Genomic DNA, 18041 nt, shown 5'->3' on the forward strand with positions numbered 1-18041 from the left:
TTCAAATGAAAAACATAATATTTTTTATAAGTTTTTTCTTTTATATAACTTCAATTTCTGCACAGCAAGATCCTGAGTATACACATTATATGTATAATATGAGCGTTGTAAATCCGGCGTATGCAACAGGAACGCCAGCTATGTTAAACCTTGGAGGATTGTACAGAACACAATGGGTTGGCTCAGTTGGAGCTCCTAAAACATTTACTTTTTTCGGGCATACCGCTATAACCGATAAAGTAGAAGTGGGGCTTTCATTAGTTTCTGATGATATTGGCGACGGAGCCAAAAAAGAAAATAACGTTTACGCTGATTTTGCATATGTACTAAATTTAGGAGGACAAAATAAACTTTCATTGGGTCTAAAAGCAGGATTTACATCAATGCAGACAAATTTCAATGGTTTTGTTTTGCAAAGTGGAGATGTTACGACAGATATGGCTTTCGCTGAAGATGTCAATGTAACCAAACCAAATATTGGAGTAGGAGCATACTATTTTAGAAATAATTTCTATGCCGGAATTTCAGCTCCAAACCTATTAAAATCGAAACATATTGAAGAAAAATCAGGAATAAACGCTTACGGATCTGAAGAAATTCATACTTTTTTAACCGCCGGATACGTGTTTCAAATCAATGACAAGGTAAAATTAAAACCTGCGTTCATGACAAAATATGTTAATGGCGCGCCACTTTCTATCGATATAACCGCAAATGTACTTTACAATAATAAATTTGAATTTGGCGCAGCTTACAGAATAAGCGATGCCATAAGTGCATTGGTAAATATCAATGTAACATCAACTTTAAGAGTAGGTTATGCATACGATTATACACTTTCAAATTTAGGTCAGTTTAATTCAGGAACACACGAAATTATGCTCCTTTTTGATTTGGATTTATTAGGAAAAGGATTTGATAAATCACCAAGATTCTTTTAAAATGAAAAATATGAAAAAACTACTCGTTATTATATTCGTATTTTCAATACAGTTTATAAATGCACAAGATCAGGAATTGATTAGGGCAAAACGTTTTTTTGACAAAACGTATTACACCGAAGCCATCATTTTATATGAAAAACTTGCTGAAACAAAACCATCGCAGGAAGTAATTAAAAACCTTGCTGATTCTTATTTCTATACAAATGATCTAATAAAAGCACAACGTTATTACAGACTATTGGTTACCAATTATAATAATGATTTAAACAGAGATTATTATTTTAGATACGCCCAAACGTTAAAAGCAACAAATAGTTATGAAAATGCAAACGTTGTTTTAAAAGAATATTACGCAAAATCAACCAATAATCAGGATACTATATATTTTCAAAAAGAACTGAAAGAACTCGAAAATGTATCAGCAATTGGAAACCGATTTGACATAAAAAACCTGGCAATAAACACACCAAATTCAGAATTTGGAGCAGTAAAATTCAAAGACAATCTCGTTTTTGCAGGCGTAAAACTAAAACCCGGATTATTCGATAAAAAATACAAATGGGATAATGAAACCTATTTAAATTTAGTTAAAGTACCAATTCAAAACATAAATGCTGCTGATGCACAGTTAACTTATTTTGCCGATGAATTAAAAACCGGCGTTCATGAAGCCAATGCAGTTTTTACAAAAGATGGCAAAACGATTTATTTTACCCGTAATAATTCTAAAAACGGAAGTAAAAGAAAAAACGATCAGAAAATTTCAAATCTTCAAATATTTAAAGCTGAATTAGTAGAAGGAAAATGGAAAAATATAACGACACTTCCGTTCAATAGTCCAAATTATTCAGTAGAACATCCCGCTTTAAGTGCCGATGAAAAAGTATTGTATTTTGCTTCGGACATGCCCGGAAGTTTAGGTTCATTTGATATTTATTCCGTAAACATTAACAAAGGAGCTTTTGATACACCAAAAAATCTGGGACCAATTATCAATACAGATAAAAGAGAACAATTTCCTTTTGCTTCTGCAGATAACAAACTTTATTTTTCATCAGATGGACATTTGGGTTTCGGATCGCTTGATGTTTTTGTTTCAGATATCAATGGAAATGAATATTCGAAACCCACAAATATTGGTTTGCCTTTAAACTCAAATTTAGATGATTTTTCATTTAATATCGATTCAAATACCAAAGAAGGATATTTTGCCTCCAACAGAGAAGGCGGAAAAGGAAGCGACGATATGTATCAATTTACAGAAATTAAAGATTTAATCGTTGAAGACTGCAAACAGTTTATCACAGGAATAATTACAGATATTGACACAAAATTACCGCTTGAAAACGCAACTGTTTTACTGCAGGATCCAGAAAATAAAACGTTGAATACAATTACAACTTCTGCCGATGGAAAATTCAGTTTTACAGTTCCCTGCGAAGCTTCGTATAAAGTTTCGGCATTTAAAGAAAAATACACCAACGAATCAAAATCATTGGTTTTAGACAAAACAAGAAACAAAATAAACGATGCGTCTTTGGCACTTAAATCTTTAGAAGCCATTAAACTAGAAGAAAAAGAGACTGCTCAAAAGAAAAGACAGCAGGAAATTATTATAGAAGAAGAAAATAAGAAAAAAGAAGCGTTGGCGGTTATTGCTTTAAAAGAAGCCGGGAAAAAAGCCAAAGCAGATGAAATTGCTGCCACAGAAATCAAGAAAAAAGAAAAAGTCGATCAAATTTTAAAACAGGAAAAAGACGTTATAAAAGACAATAAAGACCGATTGATTATTAAAACCGATCCTATTTATTTTGATTATAATATGTGGTACATTCGTAAAGAATCAAAAGTAGTTTTAAGCAGAGTTGTCACATTAATGAATAAATATCCGGGAATGGTAATCGAAATTGGATCGCACACAGACTCAAGAGGAAATGCGAAATTCAACGAAGATTTATCCCAAAAGAGAGCCAATTCTACCAGAGAATTTATCATACAATCCGGTATTAATGCAAATAGAGTAACAGCAAAAGGGTATGGAGAATCAGTACCAATTATAAAATGTAAAACAGATGATGCTTGTAATGAAGAAGAACATGAATTAAACAGAAGAAGCGAATTTGTTATTAAGAATTTATAACACGATTTCAAACCCGACAGGTTTTTAAAACCTGTGGGTTTATTAAATAAAAAACGTAATTTTATACTATAACAATAAACGAATATTCAATCATGAAAAAATTAGTCATACCATGTTTGCTTTTGGCGTGCATCGGATTTCAAAGCTGTAAAAAAGAAGAAAGCAAGAAAGAAGTTGAAACTACCCAAGCCGCAACAGAAAAACCTGTAAGTGTTCAATGTTACGAAGCAACCTATGAAAAGGATATTGTTGACTTAAAATTAAACACTTTAAAAAACGGCAAAATAACCGGAAATATGGTAATGAAAGTTGCCGGAGCTCCTGAAAAAAATGGCGTAATTAGCGGAGAATTTCACGGAGATACACTATTTGCAGATTATACCTTTATTGAAGGAACAAATAAAACCAGAACTTTCAAAAACCCAATGGCATTTTTAAAGAAAGACACACAACTTATTTTAGGCAACGGAACAATGCAAACAACAATGGGAGTTACTTATTTGGTAAAAGATAAACCTATCGATTTTGAACGCGTAAAATATAAATTTGCAGCTGTTGAATGTTCTGATGAAACACAAAAGTAGTCGCAATCTTGTCATTTCGACGAAGGAGAAATCACACTAGAAGCTCTACAATCAAAATCGTCAATCTTTGTCGAGTCACGCGTGTGATTTCTCGTTCCTCGAAATGACAAAATAAAACCTGTTTCATAAAAAAAAGCCGCTTCATTTGAAGCGGCTTTTACTATTTTTAAATTTTAATTTTTTTATAAAACTTCCCCCTTAATTTTTAGGGCAACTCTACCGTCAGGATAATTTACGGCATTGGTTTCTACAGTAATTGTTTTACGAATTGGACCTGCAGCCATATTGTATTTTACATCGATTTTTCCTTTTTTACCTGGCATAATTGCTGCGGCAGGTTTTGTAACAACGATAGAACTTACAGTCGATTCTGCAGATGTAACCAATAAAGGCGCATCTCCGGTGTTTGTAAATTCAAAAGATCGAACTCCATTATCACTTTTCGAAATTTTTCCATAATCGATAGTGTTGTCCGGAGCTGCAAATTCAATTTTGGGGCCATTTTGCGAATACCCTATTGCACTAAATAATACTATTACAATAAAAGTGGCAACATTTTTCATTTTGAAATTGTTTTTAAGTTGTAAGTAAATATACTTTGTTTTAATTAATACACAAATTATTATTTCTCTTTTTATAGTGTACTTAATTATTTACTTTTGCTGTCAGTTATAATTACAAAAATTGAACCAATTTTTTTTGGGTTTATTTGTTTAACTGTTTAATCGTGTAAGTGATTCGTATAATTTTGTTTAAAAACACAGAAGCAAATCAACGGTTAAACAAATCAACAAATCAACGAATTAACAAATTAACGATTTAAACATATCCACGATTAAACAAACCTATAAATGAGTATTCCAGCACAATTTGACGCTAAAACGATCGAGAATAAATGGTATGATTACTGGATGAAAAACAATTATTTTCATTCAGAACCAGATCATAGAACACCTTATACAATTGTAATTCCGCCGCCAAACGTCACAGGAGTTTTGCACATGGGGCATATGCTGAACAATACAATTCAGGATGTTTTAATTCGTAGAGCACGTTTAAAAGGCTTCAACGCATGTTGGGTTCCGGGAACAGATCACGCATCTATTGCAACCGAAGCAAAAGTTGTAGCAAAATTAAAAGCAGAAGGAATCAATAAAAACGATTTAACACGCGAAGAATTTTTAGCGCACGCCTGGGAATGGACAGATAAATATGGTGGCGTAATCTTAGATCAGCTTAAAAAGTTAGGAGCTTCCTGCGACTGGGAAAGAACCAAATTTACAATGGATCCTGATATGTCAGCATCTGTAATTAAATCGTTTGTAGATTTATACAATAAAGGATTAATCTACAGAGGATACCGAATGGTAAACTGGGATCCTGAAGCAAAAACAACTTTGTCTGACGAAGAAGTTATTTACGAAGAACAACAAGGAAAATTATTTTTCTTAAACTATAAAATAGAGGGAACTGAGGAATTTTTAACCATTGCAACAACACGTCCTGAAACTATTTTTGGAGATACAGCAATTTGTATCAATCCAAATGATGAGCGTTTTACCCATTTAAAAGGTAAAAAGGCAATTGTTCCTATTTGTGGCAGAGTGATTCCTATTATCGAAGATGAATATGTAGATGTAGAATTCGGAACCGGATGTTTAAAAGTAACTCCGGCGCACGACATGAACGATAAAACATTAGGAGAAAAACACAATCTTGAAATCGTTGATATTTTTAATGAAGATGCTACGCTAAATAGTTTCGGATTGCATTATCAGGGAAAAGATCGTTTTGTGGTTCGTACCGAAATTGCAAAAGAATTAGAAGAAATTGGAGCTTTGGCAAAAACCGAAATCCATTTGAATAAAGTTGGAACATCAGAAAGAACTAAAGCCGTAATCGAACCAAGATTATCAGATCAATGGTTTTTGAAAATGGAAGATTTAGTAAAACCGGCAATTAAATCAGTTTTGGTTGATGGTGATATTAAATTACACCCAAAACGTTTCGAAAATACATACGCACATTGGTTAAACAATATTCGCGATTGGAATATTTCCCGTCAATTATGGTGGGGACAACAAATTCCGGCGTATTATTACGGAGATGGAAAAGAAGATTTCGTAGTTGCAGAAAACATCGAAGACGCATTAAAGTTAGCACAAGAAAGAACTTCTAACAATTCACTTACAACATCTGACTTAAAACAGGATGTTGACGCCTTAGATACCTGGTTTTCATCCTGGCTTTGGCCGATGTCTGTTTTTGGCGGAATAATGGATCCTGAAAGTGCAGATTATAAATATTATTATCCAACAAACGACTTAGTAACAGGTCCGGATATTTTGTTTTTCTGGGTTGCAAGAATGATTATTGCAGGTTACGAATATGCAGGCGAAAAACCATTTACAAATGTATATTTGACTGGTTTGGTTCGTGATAAACAACGTCGTAAAATGTCTAAATCATTAGGAAATTCTCCTGATCCCTTAGACTTGATCGAGAAATTTGGTGCCGATGGTGTACGTGTAGGATTGCTTTTAAGTGCTTCTGCAGGAAACGATATTATGTTTGATGAAGAATTATGTAATCAGGGAAAAGCGTTTTCTAATAAAATTTGGAATGCCTTTAAATTGATTAAAGGTTGGGAAGTTTCAGAAACTATTCCACAACCGGAATCATCAAAAGTAGCTATCGAATGGTTTGAAGCGAAATTGCAGCAAACATTAGTTGACATTGAAGATAATTTTGAGAAATACAGAATTTCAGATTCATTAATGGCAATTTATAAATTGGTTTGGGATGATTTCTGTTCTTGGTTCCTTGAAATGATTAAACCAGCGTATCAACAGCCAATTGATAAAGCAACGTTTGATAAAGCAATCGAAATGTTAGAAAGTAACTTGAAATTGTTGCATCCTTTCATGCCTTTCTTAACAGAAGAAATTTGGCATTTAATTGCTGACAGAACTCCGGAAGAAGCTTTAATTGTTTCAACATGGCCAGAATTAAAATCATTTAACGCAAGTCTAATTTCTGATTTTGAAAGTACAATTGAAGTAATATCAGGAATTAGAACGATCAGAAAAGATAAAAATATTCCGTTTAAAGATACAATCGAATTAAAAGCGATCAACAGCGAGAATATTTCGACCTATTTTGATACTATTGTAACGAAGTTAGGAAATATTTCTGCTTTCGAATATGTTTCTGCAAAAGTAGACGGAGCATTATCTTTCCGTGTAAAATCAAATGAATATTTCATTCCGATTTCAGGAAACATCAATGTTGAAGAAGAAATTGCAAAACTAAATGCAGAGTTAGTTTATACGCAAGGTTTCTTAAAATCAGTTCAGGCAAAATTGTCTAACGAAAAATTTGTTGCCGGAGCACCGGAGAAAGTCCTTGCTAACGAAAAACAAAAAGAAGCCGATGCTTTGGCAAAGATTGCTACAATCGAACAAAGTATTGCTGGTTTGAAATAAGTATATATTTTTTTAAATACTCAAACCCGACAGGTTTTTAAAACCTGTCGGGTTTTGTTTTTTTGTCTACATTTTGTCATTTCGAGGAACGAGAAATCACATCCAGAGAGCGACGCACTGTATGGTTACGTTATGTGATCTCTCCTTCGTCGAGATGACAAGATTGGGTATAATCTGATGGTAAATAATTCGTGAATCCGTGGCTATAAAAAAAATGCTTTATTTCCTCCTCAAAACCAAAAACAAAGGATAAGAAATCAGCGTAATACCAACGATAATTACAAAACTTTTTGGGTCACTAAAAATAAAACCAATCAATAATGCCAGCGAAGCAATAATGGCAAAAATAGTGGTCCACGGATACCAAAATGAGCGATAAGGTCTTGCTAAATCAGGTTCAGATTTTCTAAGTTTTATTAGAGAACAATATGCTAATCCCCAAACAATAATAGAGGTAAAGGCGGCAAATGAAAACAAAACTTCAAATGAGCCGATACAAATTAAAAACAAACTAAAAAGTGAAGAAACCAAAAGCGCTACAATTGGAGTTCCGCCTTTGTTTACCGTAGTTCCTTTTTCGATAAAAAAACCGTCACGACTTAATCCATACAAAATTCTTGGCGGAATCATCATGAAAGCATTCAGAATACTGATCAATGAAAAAATAGAAATAACAGTTACGATAATCGCTCCGTTTTTCCCAAAAATAATATTGGCAACATCGGCTGCAGCCAAATTAGATTTTGCCACAGTTTCCATTGGCAAAACATAGAAAAACGCAATATTTATTAAAACATAAATCGCTATAACAAGCAATACGCCGCTATATAATGATTTTGGAATATTTTTACCCGGATTTTCATTTTCTTCTGCAAAAAAGCAAACACTGTTCCAGCCATTATAAGTCCCGATAATAAGTTGAAGCGACTTGAAAAATCCAAAAATTAAACCAATCTGAACAAGAGAATTGTCTTTTGGAATTGGATCTAATTGTACTCCCGAATACATAAAACAAGCGACAACCAAAGCAACAAAACATATCACTTTTAGTAAACTGGTAATTTGCTGAATAACACTTCCGTTTTTTACACCGCTTAAATGCAATAATACAAAAGCAATCAATAAAGAAATGGCAATTGCAGTTGAAAAATCTGCCAGATTCGGAAACAAAATGATAATATATTCGCTGATTACAATACAGTAAAAAGCGGGTGGAATTGCATTTGTAATGTAATCAAACCAACCTGAAAGAAAACCCGCATAATTGCCAAAAGCTCTTTTAATATAATTGTAAGATCCTCCGGCTTTTGGTAACATTGTGGCCAGTTCTGCATAAGAATTTGCACCAATTAAAACATATAAACCTCCAATAAGCCATGAAATAATAATAAGCCAATAATTATCCAGCATTCCTGCAATGGTTCCCGGAGTTCGCAGAATTCCAACTCCAATTGTTCCTCCAATTAATACGGCGATATTAAAACTTAATCCTAAACTTTTCTTTAATTGGTTTTTCCTGGAATCTGACATTTTTGAAATTTGAATTATTACACAAACAAAAGTAGTATAATAAAAAGTACTTTATTTTTAAAAATCAGTTTTTTGGATATAAAAAACCTTGCTCAAAAGAACAAGGTTTGACAGAAGACGAATCTTCTAATGTAATCTGAAAATTGCAGTTGAAATTATTTAACTGTAATTAAGTAAGTAGCCATTTTCCAGATTTCATCATATTTTTTGCCGTTGTGTTCTCCGACAGATTTTTCAGTATAGGCAAATTCTACCATATAATTTCCCGCCCATATTGGTGTAAAAGAAACTTCTCCTTTATCATTACTCCATAATTCTTTTTCCCAGCCATTTGGCGCAATTACTTTTATTTTTTGCTCTTTTGCGGCTGCGCCTTCGTATAAAGCATTTACGTTTATTTTAGTTTTTTGTTTTGCCGCTGCGACATCTTTAGAAAATACACTGATTATATTGGTGTTTGCAGTCGCTTCGTTTCCTTTTGCAGCATTTCCTACCGTAACTGTAGCGCTCGAATTGTAATCTAATTTCATAGTTCCGTACACATCTTTTACCGTATGATGCATAACTACGGTATAAACTCCATCTTCATCAGGTGTAAAAAAAGCCTGATATTTGTTCTCTAAAGCTGTCGCTGTAAGTTTGATCTCTTTTTTTGACGGGCTAATTACAACCAACGAAAAATCCTTTAAATCTGAAAACCATTTATCAGCTTTTGTAATGTCATTATCAGAGAATTCTCCAAAATAAACAGAGATTTCCTGTGTTTTTCCTTTTGTTCCCGTTGCTTTAGTTTCGATCCAAAGTGCGTGAGCAAACAATTGCGGAGTTGCAACCAGCATAAAAAGAAATAAGGTGATTTTTTTTAAAGTATTAGATTTCATAAGATCAGGTTTAAGTTTATTAAGTGTGATATTTTCTACAAACCTAACTATTATTTAGAATAATTAAAAATAATATATTAAAAATGATTCGTTAAATTTGACTTTGAATATTATATTGCCGAAAATTAAACTGGAAAAAAGCAAGTATTCTTGCGTAAATTAAAAGAATAGAATATGGTTTAAAAGGCCTAAATTTGCAGCTAAATAAATTTTACATAAATGATTCTCCCTTTCTTTAAAAGAATCCAGAATTCACCACAAGGATTTAGAATAGCAAATACTGTATTTTTTTTCATTTCAGGTTTTGGATATTCTTCCTGGGTATCCAGAATTCCGCATATACAAGCACAATTACATCTGTCTGAAGCTCAGTTTGGAGCCGTTTTATTTGCATTTCCTATTGGTTTAATGCTAACAATGCCTTTTACAGGAATGTTATTAAATAAATACAGCAGCCGTTATATAATGCTATTAGGCGCAATTATGTTTAATATTGCTTTGTCTTTGCCGGGTTTAGCAGCTTTTGTATGGCAGTTGGTTATGATACTTTTAATTTTTGGAGTTTCTCGTAATATTTTTAATTTATCTATTAATGCACAATCTCTTGAGGTGCAAAAACTATATCCAAAATCCATCATAACTCGTTTTCATGCAGTTTGGAGTATCGCCGTTTTTTCAGGAGCAGGATTGGGTTATATCATGGTAACACAGCATATTGCGCCATCACATCATTTATTAGGAGTAAGCATTTTTATGATGGGACTTACGGCTTGTTTTTATCCAATGAGTATTCATAATGAACCGGTTCCAGTTAAAAAGAAGTTCTTTTCGATGCCTGAAAAAAATCTGGTAAAGTTTGCCCTTATCTGTTTTGTTTCTATGGCTTGTGAAAATACAATGTATGATTGGAGCGGAATATATTTTGAAAATATATTGCACGCTTCTCCAAAGCTAACCAGTGCTGCATTTGTGTTTTTTGCAACAGCTGTAACTTTAGGGCGTTTATTTGGAGATTTCGGAGTAATGAAATTTGGCACAAAAAAAATCCTTCTTTACAGCGGTATATTGATCACGTTAGGATTTTTCATTTGTTTTATTCTGCCGTATGTTTACCCCACTATTTTTGGTTATGTGTTAATAGGGTTTGGGGTTTCATGTGTAGTTCCATTAGTATTTAGTATTGCCGGAAGATCATCAAAATTAAGCAGCGGTTCTGCCTTAACCTCTATATCTACAATTGGTTATCTTGGTTTCTTGCTTGTTCCGCCAATGGTTGGTTTTATATCCGAATACCTAAGCATGAAATGGGCGTTTTTGATAATGGCGCTTTTAGGAATATTGATGATTTTTATGGTGAATAAAATCGGAGAGAACGAGTAGGTTTTTTTGAGTTGCTGAAATACTGAGTTCCTGAGACACTAAGTAACCGGACTAAAGTCACCCAACAAAATGACTGAACCGAAGGTTCATCTTCTAAAATTCCGGAGGAATGCCCCATATTATAGAGCTGGACTTTAGTCCAGTTTAAAAAACAATAATTACGATAAATAAATAATTCGCAATGTTTAAAAAACTTTGCGGCTTCGCGTCTTTGCGAGATTTTATTTCTTCGTCATAATAAACCTTTCCGTAGTTTTCTTTCCACGTAAATCTCCAGTAATTTCAGCAATTAAAGTATTATTTCCACTTTTTGTATAAGTGATTTTTTGAGGATAATCGTGAGATGGATTTTCGAAAACCAATTTATTTTCAGATTCTGTTGTAGAACCAAAATCGATCGCTTTGTCATTATTTTGACCATTAACTGTTGCGCTGTACATAAGCATTTCGCCTTTTTGCGCCAAAGTTATTTTTTCAGAATGCAAAGTATCATCGGTTTTTATGAAATAAGATGTTGCACTAAAAGTACTGTCGTTTACTTTTTGCCAGCTTTCGGTAAGAACGCCGTCCGGAGATTTATTTTCCCAGGTTCCGATAAGCCAATCAGCAATTTTGATTTTATCTTTTTCTACAGTTTCTGTTTTTTTGCAGGAAACAATTGCAAGCAAAAGCATTAAAGCGGTTATTTTTTGAAACATATTGATGGTTTTTGATGTTAAATTGAAAAGCTAAGTTATTAAAAAGTTAGCCACGAATTTCACAAATTTTCACGAATTAATTATTGAAAATTGTTCATTCTAATGAGAAAAAATTGCAACAGATTTAAGGATTAAAATGATTTATTTCACGCAGATTTAAAAAGATTTAAGCAGATAGTCGCAGATTCATATAATTTAAATCAAAATTAATCTGCCCAAATCTGCAGAATCTGCGTGAACAAAAACTCGTAATAAAAAAATCATTTTAATCCTTTAATCTGTGGCAAAGAAAATATTAAACACTTTCGTTCAATATAGCATAAACCAATTCTTTAGTTGGTTTTTGATCTTTTAGTTTCGCTCTAACCTCATCAAAAGTAACTTTAAAATCACAACCCAATTTATAATCGCTGCAGCCGTAAGCAGTATTTCCTTTTAAAACTGTTCCTTTTTTACATTTCGGACAAGCTAATAATGCATCAGGTTTTGAATCTGAAGATGCTTTTGGAGCTGTCTTCATAGCCTTTTTTTTAGGTTCTAATTTAAGTTTGTAATTTTCTTCAAAGCGAATCAAGCCTTCTACAGCACCTTCTTCGGTTTTAAAACCCTTTATGTTTACCGTTGAGCCTTTTTGTACCAAGCGTAAATATTGACTTTCGGATATTTTTTTTCCTTCAAAAGTATAAGGCAATAAAAAATCACAGCCGGATTTGTATTCACTGCATCCGAAAGCTGACTTTCCTTTTATCAAATTTCCTTTTTTACATTTAGGACAGGCTTCCGCCAGAATTCCGTCGGCTTTCTTTTTTTCGACTTTTACTACTTCTTTCTGAATATTTTGTGCGTGCGAAATATTAGCGTGTCGGGTTTCGCTTCGAACTTCTAAAACCAAAGCTTCAACCATACGTTTCATGTTTTTGATAAACGCTCCCGCAGTAAAAGTCCCTTTTTCAATATCTTTCAATTGCTTTTCCCAAGAACCGGTTAATTCTGCCGATTTAATTAATTCATTCTGAATCGTTTCAATAAGCTGAATTCCTGTTGGCGTTGGCAAAACCTGTTTTTTATTTCGAACAATATATTGACGCTTAAAAAGCGTTTCAATAATATTCGCACGCGTTGACGGACGCCCGATTCCATTTTCTTTCATCAATTCGCGCAAATCTTCGTCATCAACCTGTTTCCCTGCGGTTTCCATCGCACGCAATAAAGTAGCTTCTGTAAACTGATTGGGCGGTTTGGTTTCTTTTTCTAAAAACGAAGGTTCATGCGGACCTTTTTCTCCCACAACAAAACTGGGTAATATATCAGCTTCTTTTTCTTTAGCGTTTGGATCTTCAAACACAACGCGGAATCCTTTTTTTAGGATTTCTTTTCCGGTAGTTTTAAACATTACATCGGCAGCTTTTCCTATTACTGTGGTATTTGCCACCAAACAATCATCGTAAAAAACAGCAATAAAGCGCTTTACAATAATATCATAAACTTGCTGCTGATTATAAGGCAAATTAATTTCGATTCCCGTTGGAATAATCGCGTGGTGATCTGTAACTTTTTTGTCATTAAAAACCTTAGGCGATTTTTTAATCTTTTTCTCTAAAAGCGGTTGTGTCAATGCACTATAATTCGACAATTTCTGTAAAATTCCCGGCACTTTCGGATAAATATCATTTGGTAAAAAAGTAGTATCAACTCTGGGATAAGTCACCACTTTTTGCTCGTATAAGCTTTGAGCGATTTTAAGCGTTTCATCTGCCGAAAATCCAAATTTTGTATTACAATAAACTTGTAAACCTGTTAAATCGAAGAGTTTTGGCGCAAATTCATTTCCGTTCTTTTTTTCGACAGAGACAATTTCGAATTCACTTTCTTTGACTTTATTGGCTAAAATTTCTCCATCTTCTTTATTCAAAAAACGACCTTCTTCATAACTAAAAAGCGTTTCTCTGTATAAAGTCTGTAATTCCCAATAGGGTTGAGGCTTAAAATTCTCGATTTCTTTAAATCGGTCTACAACCATTGCCAATGTTGGCGTTTGCACACGTCCAATAGACAAAACTTGTTTGTAACCACCATGTTTTACGGTGTATAAACGCGTAGCATTCATTCCGAGAAGCCAATCGCCAATCGCTCTCGAAAATCCTGCGTAGAATAAATTATCGTAGTTTGCAGATGGTTTTAAGTTTTCAAAACCTTCTTTTATGGCTTCGGTCGTTAAGGATGAAATCCACAAGCGCTGAACTTCGCCTTTATAATTCGCCTCATTCATGACCCAACGCTGAATCAATTCTCCTTCCTGCCCGGCATCCCCGCAGTTTATTACCAATTCGGCCTTGTCAAATAAACTTTTTACAATTTTAAATTGCTTCTGGATTCCTGAATTCTGAACTACTTTGGTTTCAAACTTTTCAGGAAGCATAGGCAGATTGTTCAAATCCCAGCTTTTCCAATGTGGTTTGTAATCGTTGGGTTCTTTTAAAGTACATAAATGTCCAAAAGTATAAGTTACGGCATAACCGTTTCCTTCGTAATAGCCATCGTGTTTGGTATTGGCTCCCAAAACGAATGCGATTTCTCGTGCTACACTTGGTTTCTCGGCAATACAGACCTTCATTTTCTCTTTCTATTTTGAAAGCGAAATTAGGGATTTATTATAAGAAAGTTGCAAAGGTTTTAGGCGCAAAGGTACAAAGGCTTATTAATGCCTGCTTTTTTTAATCTTGCAAAGTCGCAACTATTAGTCTTTGCGAGGAACGAAGCAATCACAGCTGCTGCATCAATTGTAAGTGAGATTGCTTCGTTCCTCGCAAGGACGTTGATTATGGATGTTACTTGCTTATTATTCTCCACCAAAAAAATCCAACATCGTTTGTAAAGCCTCTTTCGAATGCATTTTTTCGCCATTTTCAATTGATTCCTGTGCGGCTTTTGAAGCTCTTTCACGCATGCTTGTTTCATAAAAAGAAATAGCTTCCTGAACTGTTTTATGCTTATCAGATGTTAGGCATTCGCTTAATTCTAAAGCATCGAGCATCGCCATATTAGCGCCTTCGCCGGCAAAAGGAGGCATTACATGCGCCGCATCGCCAATCATAGTTAAATTTGGTAAAGCTTCCCAATTTTGATCCAGAGGCATGCAATAAATCGGACGAGGAATAAAAGGTGCTGAAACATTTTCGAATAATTCATGCCAAATGCTTTTCCATTCCGGATATTCATTTTTGAACCATGCTAACATTTGCGTTTTATCAGCATAATCCAAACCGTTTGTTTTTGTCCAGTTTTCATCGGCTTTAAAGCTTGCGTAGAAACCAAGATCGCCGCCGCCTTTTTGTCCGAGTAAAATATTTTGAGTGTCTCCAAATGCCATTATTTTTCCGCCATCTATAAGCGAAGTAATATTAGGTGCATTTTTTGCCGACTCATAAATATTGCCTTCAAGCATTAATATTCCGGTGTAAAAAGCTTTGATGTCTGTAATATAAGGTCGGATTTTTGAATTGGCGCCATCAGAAGCAATTACAATATCGGCGTAAACTGATTTTCCGTCTTTAAAATGCAATAACCAACTTTCGTTTTGAGCTTCCATTGAAACAAAATGACTGTTCCAAATCACAGTTTCAGACTGTAAAGATTCTAATAATATTTTGCGTAATGCACCGCGATCTATTTCAGGGCGAAAATAAGCGTTGCCAAAATCTTCATCGACATTAATTTCGTGATCGCTGAAAAATATTTCTGCTTTTTCGTTTAAGATTAACGTTTTATCTGCACCCGGCAGAAAATTATTTTTGAATTCCTCAAATAAATCTGCTTTGTGAATTGCCGCCAATCCTGATCCGTCGTGCAAATCAAGCGGAGAACCCTGAACGCGTGCGTTTTTGTTTAAATCTCTTTCGTATACTTTTACATTTACGTTTTGCAATTGTAAAAGTCTGGCTAAAGTAAGTCCGCCCGGACCGCCGCCAATAATGGCAACTTCTTTATTTTCTAGTAACATTCCTGTTTAAGTTTTAAATTAATTTTATTCCGACTGGCTATTTAGCCTTTCGTCGGGACAAAATTATTGCTCTTTCAGGACGGATAATAGTATAAATCGGTCATCTTTATTTTTTAATAATTCACTGGGAACCACGCCGGAGAATTTTTTGATCTCTTTTATAAAATGGTTTTGATCTGTGAAATTTAATTCCGGAAAAAGTCTGCCTTTTGCAATATGTTCTAATGAAGCCTTGAAGCGCAGAATTTTGCAGAATGCATTTAACGAAAGTCCAAATTGTTTGTTGAAATAACGATTGATTTCGCGGCTGCTCCAGGATATTTCTTCAGAAAGCTGTTGTATTTTTATTTCACCGTTTGATTCATAAACCAATTTAAAAAGTTTGCGTTTTCTTTCGTCAATTTTGGCAGGTAAGAGTTCCTTTAGTTTCGTGGCTATTTTAGAATAAAACGCATCAAAATCTTTTAGATCGTCGTTGGTCACATTCCAAAAGTCCTTTGGTAAAACTTTGCCACTATTTAAAATATCGGTAATAGAAGTCTGTAAAAGATACTCAACTCCCAATGGTTTAAAAGTAATTTTAAAAGCCAGTGTATTAGCCGGAATATATTGTTGTTCGGGAATTGTTTCCAAGCCAATAAGTGAAATCTTAAAAGGTTCCGATTCAGATTGCATAAAAAACAAATCAATTCTTCCATCAGGCAATAAAACCACTTCCATGTCTTTGTCTGACTTGTTATGAAACATTCCAATATTTTCTACAAAGTCAAGAAGTGACTCGTCTGGTTCTATAGCTTTGTAGTAAAAGTCGTTGTTCATATGAATTAAGGAATTTTGCCACGAAGGCGCTAAGACACTAAGTTTTTTTGTTTTTTGTAAAAGCAGCTTCGTCAAGTCCTTGCGAGGAACGAAGCAATCACATTAATAAGAGAAACTGCTTACGGAAAGAAGCAATTTACAATAATCTGTTGTTTATTTACAAAACAAATTCACCTTTTAAAATCGTCACCGCTTCACCTAAAATGAAAACTTTGTCATCTAAAAGTTCCGTACTCATCGTTCCTGTTCTTGATGAAGACTGATACGCATTCAGTTTTGTTTTGTTGAGTTTTTGTACCCAATACTTCGTCAAAAAAGTTTGAACGCCACCTGTTACAGGATCTTCATTAGTGCCTGACCACGGCCAAAAATAACGGTAATGAAAATCAAAAACTTCGTTGTCTGAAACCGCAGTTACTAAAACACCATTTATTTCGGTATATGAATTTACCAAAGCTGTAAAATTAGGTTTTAAATTTGCCAGTTCGGTTGCACTTTTAATTTCAATTAAAATGATATTATTTTTAGGACTGGATCTTTTATTTACAATTTCAGAAATTCCAAGTGCGTTTATCATTTCCTGAGGAACTTCGGTTTCCTGAGTGTCGTAAACAGGAAATTGCATTTTGATTTTATTTCCTACTTTTTCAATCAACAGCTCGATATTTTCGTAGTTAATAAATTTTATAGTTTCAAATGAAGTTGTATCGAAAACAATTTTTGAAGAAGCCAATGTTGCATGTCCGCATAATGGAATTTCTGTTTTTGGCGAAAAAAACCGAATGCTATAAATGTTGTCTGAAATTTGCTTTATAAAAGCAGTTTCAGAAAAACCAATTTCTGTTGCAATACTTTGCATTGTTTTGCTGTCTAATTCTGTGTTAGGTAAACAGACAGCAGCCGGATTTCCTTTAAATTTTTCATTCGTAAACGAGTCTACAAAATAAGTTTTCATTTTTTAAATTTTATTTGAGGTTTGAACTGTATTAATTATCCTCTGCAAACAATAATTGCTTTACCATTTTCAGCAGCTTTTTTAAATGCGGTGAAAATGATTTCTACATGATGCAAAATATAATTCCAACTATTTTCTTTAGTGAAATATCCTGCATTATATACATAAGGATCTTTCATTTTCGATTCGTCATAGGCGTCTTCAATTTGTTGCATAGAAATTTGATTTAGTATTTGATTCATTCCTGCAACATTGATTGTTTTGATATAACTTAAACCTTCTAAATTTTCTAAAGGCTCACCTAATAAACCAGCTAATATTTTTTCTTGCGAAGTATCATTCTGACTAATTAGAAAACTTGCAATATTCCAGGCTTTATCAGAATAAAAATAATTTTCTCCTTCATCGTGAAAATCACCGTCAGGATTAACATAATTATCATAAAAATGCTTTTCAAGTTCTTTTGGATTTTCTGAGAACTCATGAATAAACTTGTCGTCTACGAGATAAAATTCACATACAATTCCCATAAGATCAATTTGGAGTTATTTTCTTAAATAAAAAGCAACAAGATTTTTATCAAATTTATAATTTTTAGAAATACGAAAAATTAAAGTTATAGATA

The 18041-nt window shown here is 33.7% G+C and carries 14 protein-coding genes; 5 read left to right on the plus strand and 9 right to left on the minus strand.

Annotated elements, in window-relative coordinates; translation table 11 throughout:
- Positions 1 to 5: 5 nt before the first annotated feature.
- The 3 genes from OLM54_RS01225 to OLM54_RS01235 all read left to right on the plus strand — a co-directional run bounded on the left by OLM54_RS01225 (position 6) and on the right by OLM54_RS01235 (position 3668).
- Entirely contained in the window at positions 6 to 941 is a 936-nt protein-coding gene (locus OLM54_RS01225) for a type IX secretion system membrane protein PorP/SprF (protein ID WP_264536799.1), read from the plus strand.
- Between the two features lie 10 nt (positions 942 to 951).
- Positions 952 to 3084: an OmpA family protein gene (locus OLM54_RS01230; protein ID WP_264536800.1), complete on the plus strand. Its 2133-nt coding sequence runs from the start codon at positions 952 to 954 to the stop codon at positions 3082 to 3084.
- Positions 3085 to 3176: 92 nt separating this feature from the next.
- Positions 3177 to 3668: a hypothetical protein gene (locus tag OLM54_RS01235; protein WP_264536801.1), complete on the plus strand. Its 492-nt coding sequence runs from the start codon at positions 3177 to 3179 to the stop codon at positions 3666 to 3668.
- A 182-nt stretch (positions 3669 to 3850) separates the two neighbouring features.
- Here the strand turns inward: OLM54_RS01235 and OLM54_RS01240 are convergent, their stop codons facing one another.
- Positions 3851 to 4231, minus strand: coding sequence for a DUF1573 domain-containing protein (locus tag OLM54_RS01240; protein ID WP_264536802.1), 381 nt, complete (start codon positions 4229 to 4231; stop codon positions 3851 to 3853).
- Between the two features lie 288 nt (positions 4232 to 4519).
- Between OLM54_RS01240 and OLM54_RS01245 the strand changes: the two genes are divergently transcribed.
- Positions 4520 to 7153: a valine--tRNA ligase gene (locus OLM54_RS01245; RefSeq protein ID WP_264536803.1), complete on the plus strand. Its 2634-nt coding sequence runs from the start codon at positions 4520 to 4522 to the stop codon at positions 7151 to 7153.
- A 219-nt stretch (positions 7154 to 7372) separates the two neighbouring features.
- Here OLM54_RS01245 and OLM54_RS01250 read toward each other — a convergent pair whose 3' ends face one another.
- Positions 7373 to 8683, minus strand: coding sequence for an APC family permease (locus tag OLM54_RS01250; protein WP_264536804.1), 1311 nt, complete (start codon positions 8681 to 8683; stop codon positions 7373 to 7375).
- Positions 8684 to 8838: 155 nt separating this feature from the next.
- A complete protein-coding gene (locus OLM54_RS01255) occupies positions 8839 to 9564 on the minus strand; it encodes a DUF4198 domain-containing protein (protein ID WP_264536805.1) in 726 nt (241 codons plus the stop codon).
- A 219-nt stretch (positions 9565 to 9783) separates the two neighbouring features.
- Here OLM54_RS01255 and OLM54_RS01260 point away from each other — a divergent pair, with 219 nt between their 5' ends.
- Positions 9784 to 10944, plus strand: coding sequence for an MFS transporter (locus OLM54_RS01260; protein WP_264536806.1), 1161 nt, complete (start codon positions 9784 to 9786; stop codon positions 10942 to 10944).
- 221 nt (positions 10945 to 11165) lie between these two features.
- Here the strand turns inward: OLM54_RS01260 and OLM54_RS01265 are convergent, their stop codons facing one another.
- From OLM54_RS01265 to OLM54_RS01290, 6 genes are all read right to left on the minus strand, one after another.
- Positions 11166 to 11642, minus strand: a complete 477-nt coding sequence (locus tag OLM54_RS01265) for a DUF6265 family protein (RefSeq protein WP_264536807.1) — start codon at positions 11640 to 11642, stop codon at positions 11166 to 11168.
- Between the two features lie 295 nt (positions 11643 to 11937).
- Positions 11938 to 14256 (minus strand): DNA topoisomerase 3, encoded by a 2319-nt coding sequence (locus OLM54_RS01270; protein WP_264536808.1) that lies wholly within the window; start codon positions 14254 to 14256, stop codon positions 11938 to 11940.
- Between the two features lie 225 nt (positions 14257 to 14481).
- On the minus strand, positions 14482 to 15642 hold the full coding sequence (locus OLM54_RS01275; protein ID WP_264536809.1) for an FAD-dependent oxidoreductase: 1161 nt from the start codon (positions 15640 to 15642) through the stop codon (positions 14482 to 14484).
- Positions 15643 to 15705: 63 nt separating this feature from the next.
- Positions 15706 to 16461, minus strand: a complete 756-nt coding sequence (locus tag OLM54_RS01280) for a helix-turn-helix domain-containing protein (RefSeq protein WP_264536810.1) — start codon at positions 16459 to 16461, stop codon at positions 15706 to 15708.
- 157 nt (positions 16462 to 16618) lie between these two features.
- Positions 16619 to 17416, minus strand: a complete 798-nt coding sequence (locus OLM54_RS01285; protein WP_264536811.1) for a PhzF family phenazine biosynthesis protein — start codon at positions 17414 to 17416, stop codon at positions 16619 to 16621.
- Between the two features lie 35 nt (positions 17417 to 17451).
- Positions 17452 to 17946, minus strand: a complete 495-nt coding sequence (locus OLM54_RS01290) for a YfbM family protein (protein WP_264536812.1) — start codon at positions 17944 to 17946, stop codon at positions 17452 to 17454.
- Positions 17947 to 18041 lie beyond the last annotated feature (95 nt).

The sequence above is a fragment of the Flavobacterium sp. N1736 genome, assembly GCF_025947065.1.
GTDB lineage: Bacteria > Bacteroidota > Bacteroidia > Flavobacteriales > Flavobacteriaceae > Flavobacterium.

Bases quoted from the DNA above. Each gene is read 5' to 3' on its own strand.
- OLM54_RS01230 (WP_264536800.1), top strand. From the start codon at position 952: ATGAAAAAACTACTCGTTATTATATTCGTATTTTCAATACAGTTTATA.
- OLM54_RS01245 (WP_264536803.1), top strand. From the start codon at position 4,520: ATGAGTATTCCAGCACAATTTGACGCTAAAACGATCGAGAATAAATGG.
- OLM54_RS01225 (WP_264536799.1), top strand. From the start codon at position 6: ATGAAAAACATAATATTTTTTATAAGTTTTTTCTTTTATATAACTTCA.
- OLM54_RS01250 (WP_264536804.1), bottom strand. From the start codon at position 8,683: ATGTCAGATTCCAGGAAAAACCAATTAAAGAAAAGTTTAGGATTAAGT.
- OLM54_RS01255 (WP_264536805.1), bottom strand. From the start codon at position 9,564: ATGAAATCTAATACTTTAAAAAAAATCACCTTATTTCTTTTTATGCTG.
- OLM54_RS01280 (WP_264536810.1), bottom strand. From the start codon at position 16,461: ATGAACAACGACTTTTACTACAAAGCTATAGAACCAGACGAGTCACTT.
- OLM54_RS01270 (WP_264536808.1), bottom strand. From the start codon at position 14,256: ATGAAGGTCTGTATTGCCGAGAAACCAAGTGTAGCACGAGAAATCGCA.
- OLM54_RS01240 (WP_264536802.1), bottom strand. From the start codon at position 4,231: ATGAAAAATGTTGCCACTTTTATTGTAATAGTATTATTTAGTGCAATA.
- OLM54_RS01275 (WP_264536809.1), bottom strand. From the start codon at position 15,642: ATGTTACTAGAAAATAAAGAAGTTGCCATTATTGGCGGCGGTCCGGGC.
- OLM54_RS01260 (WP_264536806.1), top strand. From the start codon at position 9,784: ATGATTCTCCCTTTCTTTAAAAGAATCCAGAATTCACCACAAGGATTT.
- OLM54_RS01290 (WP_264536812.1), bottom strand. From the start codon at position 17,946: ATGGGAATTGTATGTGAATTTTATCTCGTAGACGACAAGTTTATTCAT.
- OLM54_RS01235 (WP_264536801.1), top strand. From the start codon at position 3,177: ATGAAAAAATTAGTCATACCATGTTTGCTTTTGGCGTGCATCGGATTT.
- OLM54_RS01265 (WP_264536807.1), bottom strand. From the start codon at position 11,642: ATGTTTCAAAAAATAACCGCTTTAATGCTTTTGCTTGCAATTGTTTCC.
- OLM54_RS01285 (WP_264536811.1), bottom strand. From the start codon at position 17,416: ATGAAAACTTATTTTGTAGACTCGTTTACGAATGAAAAATTTAAAGGA.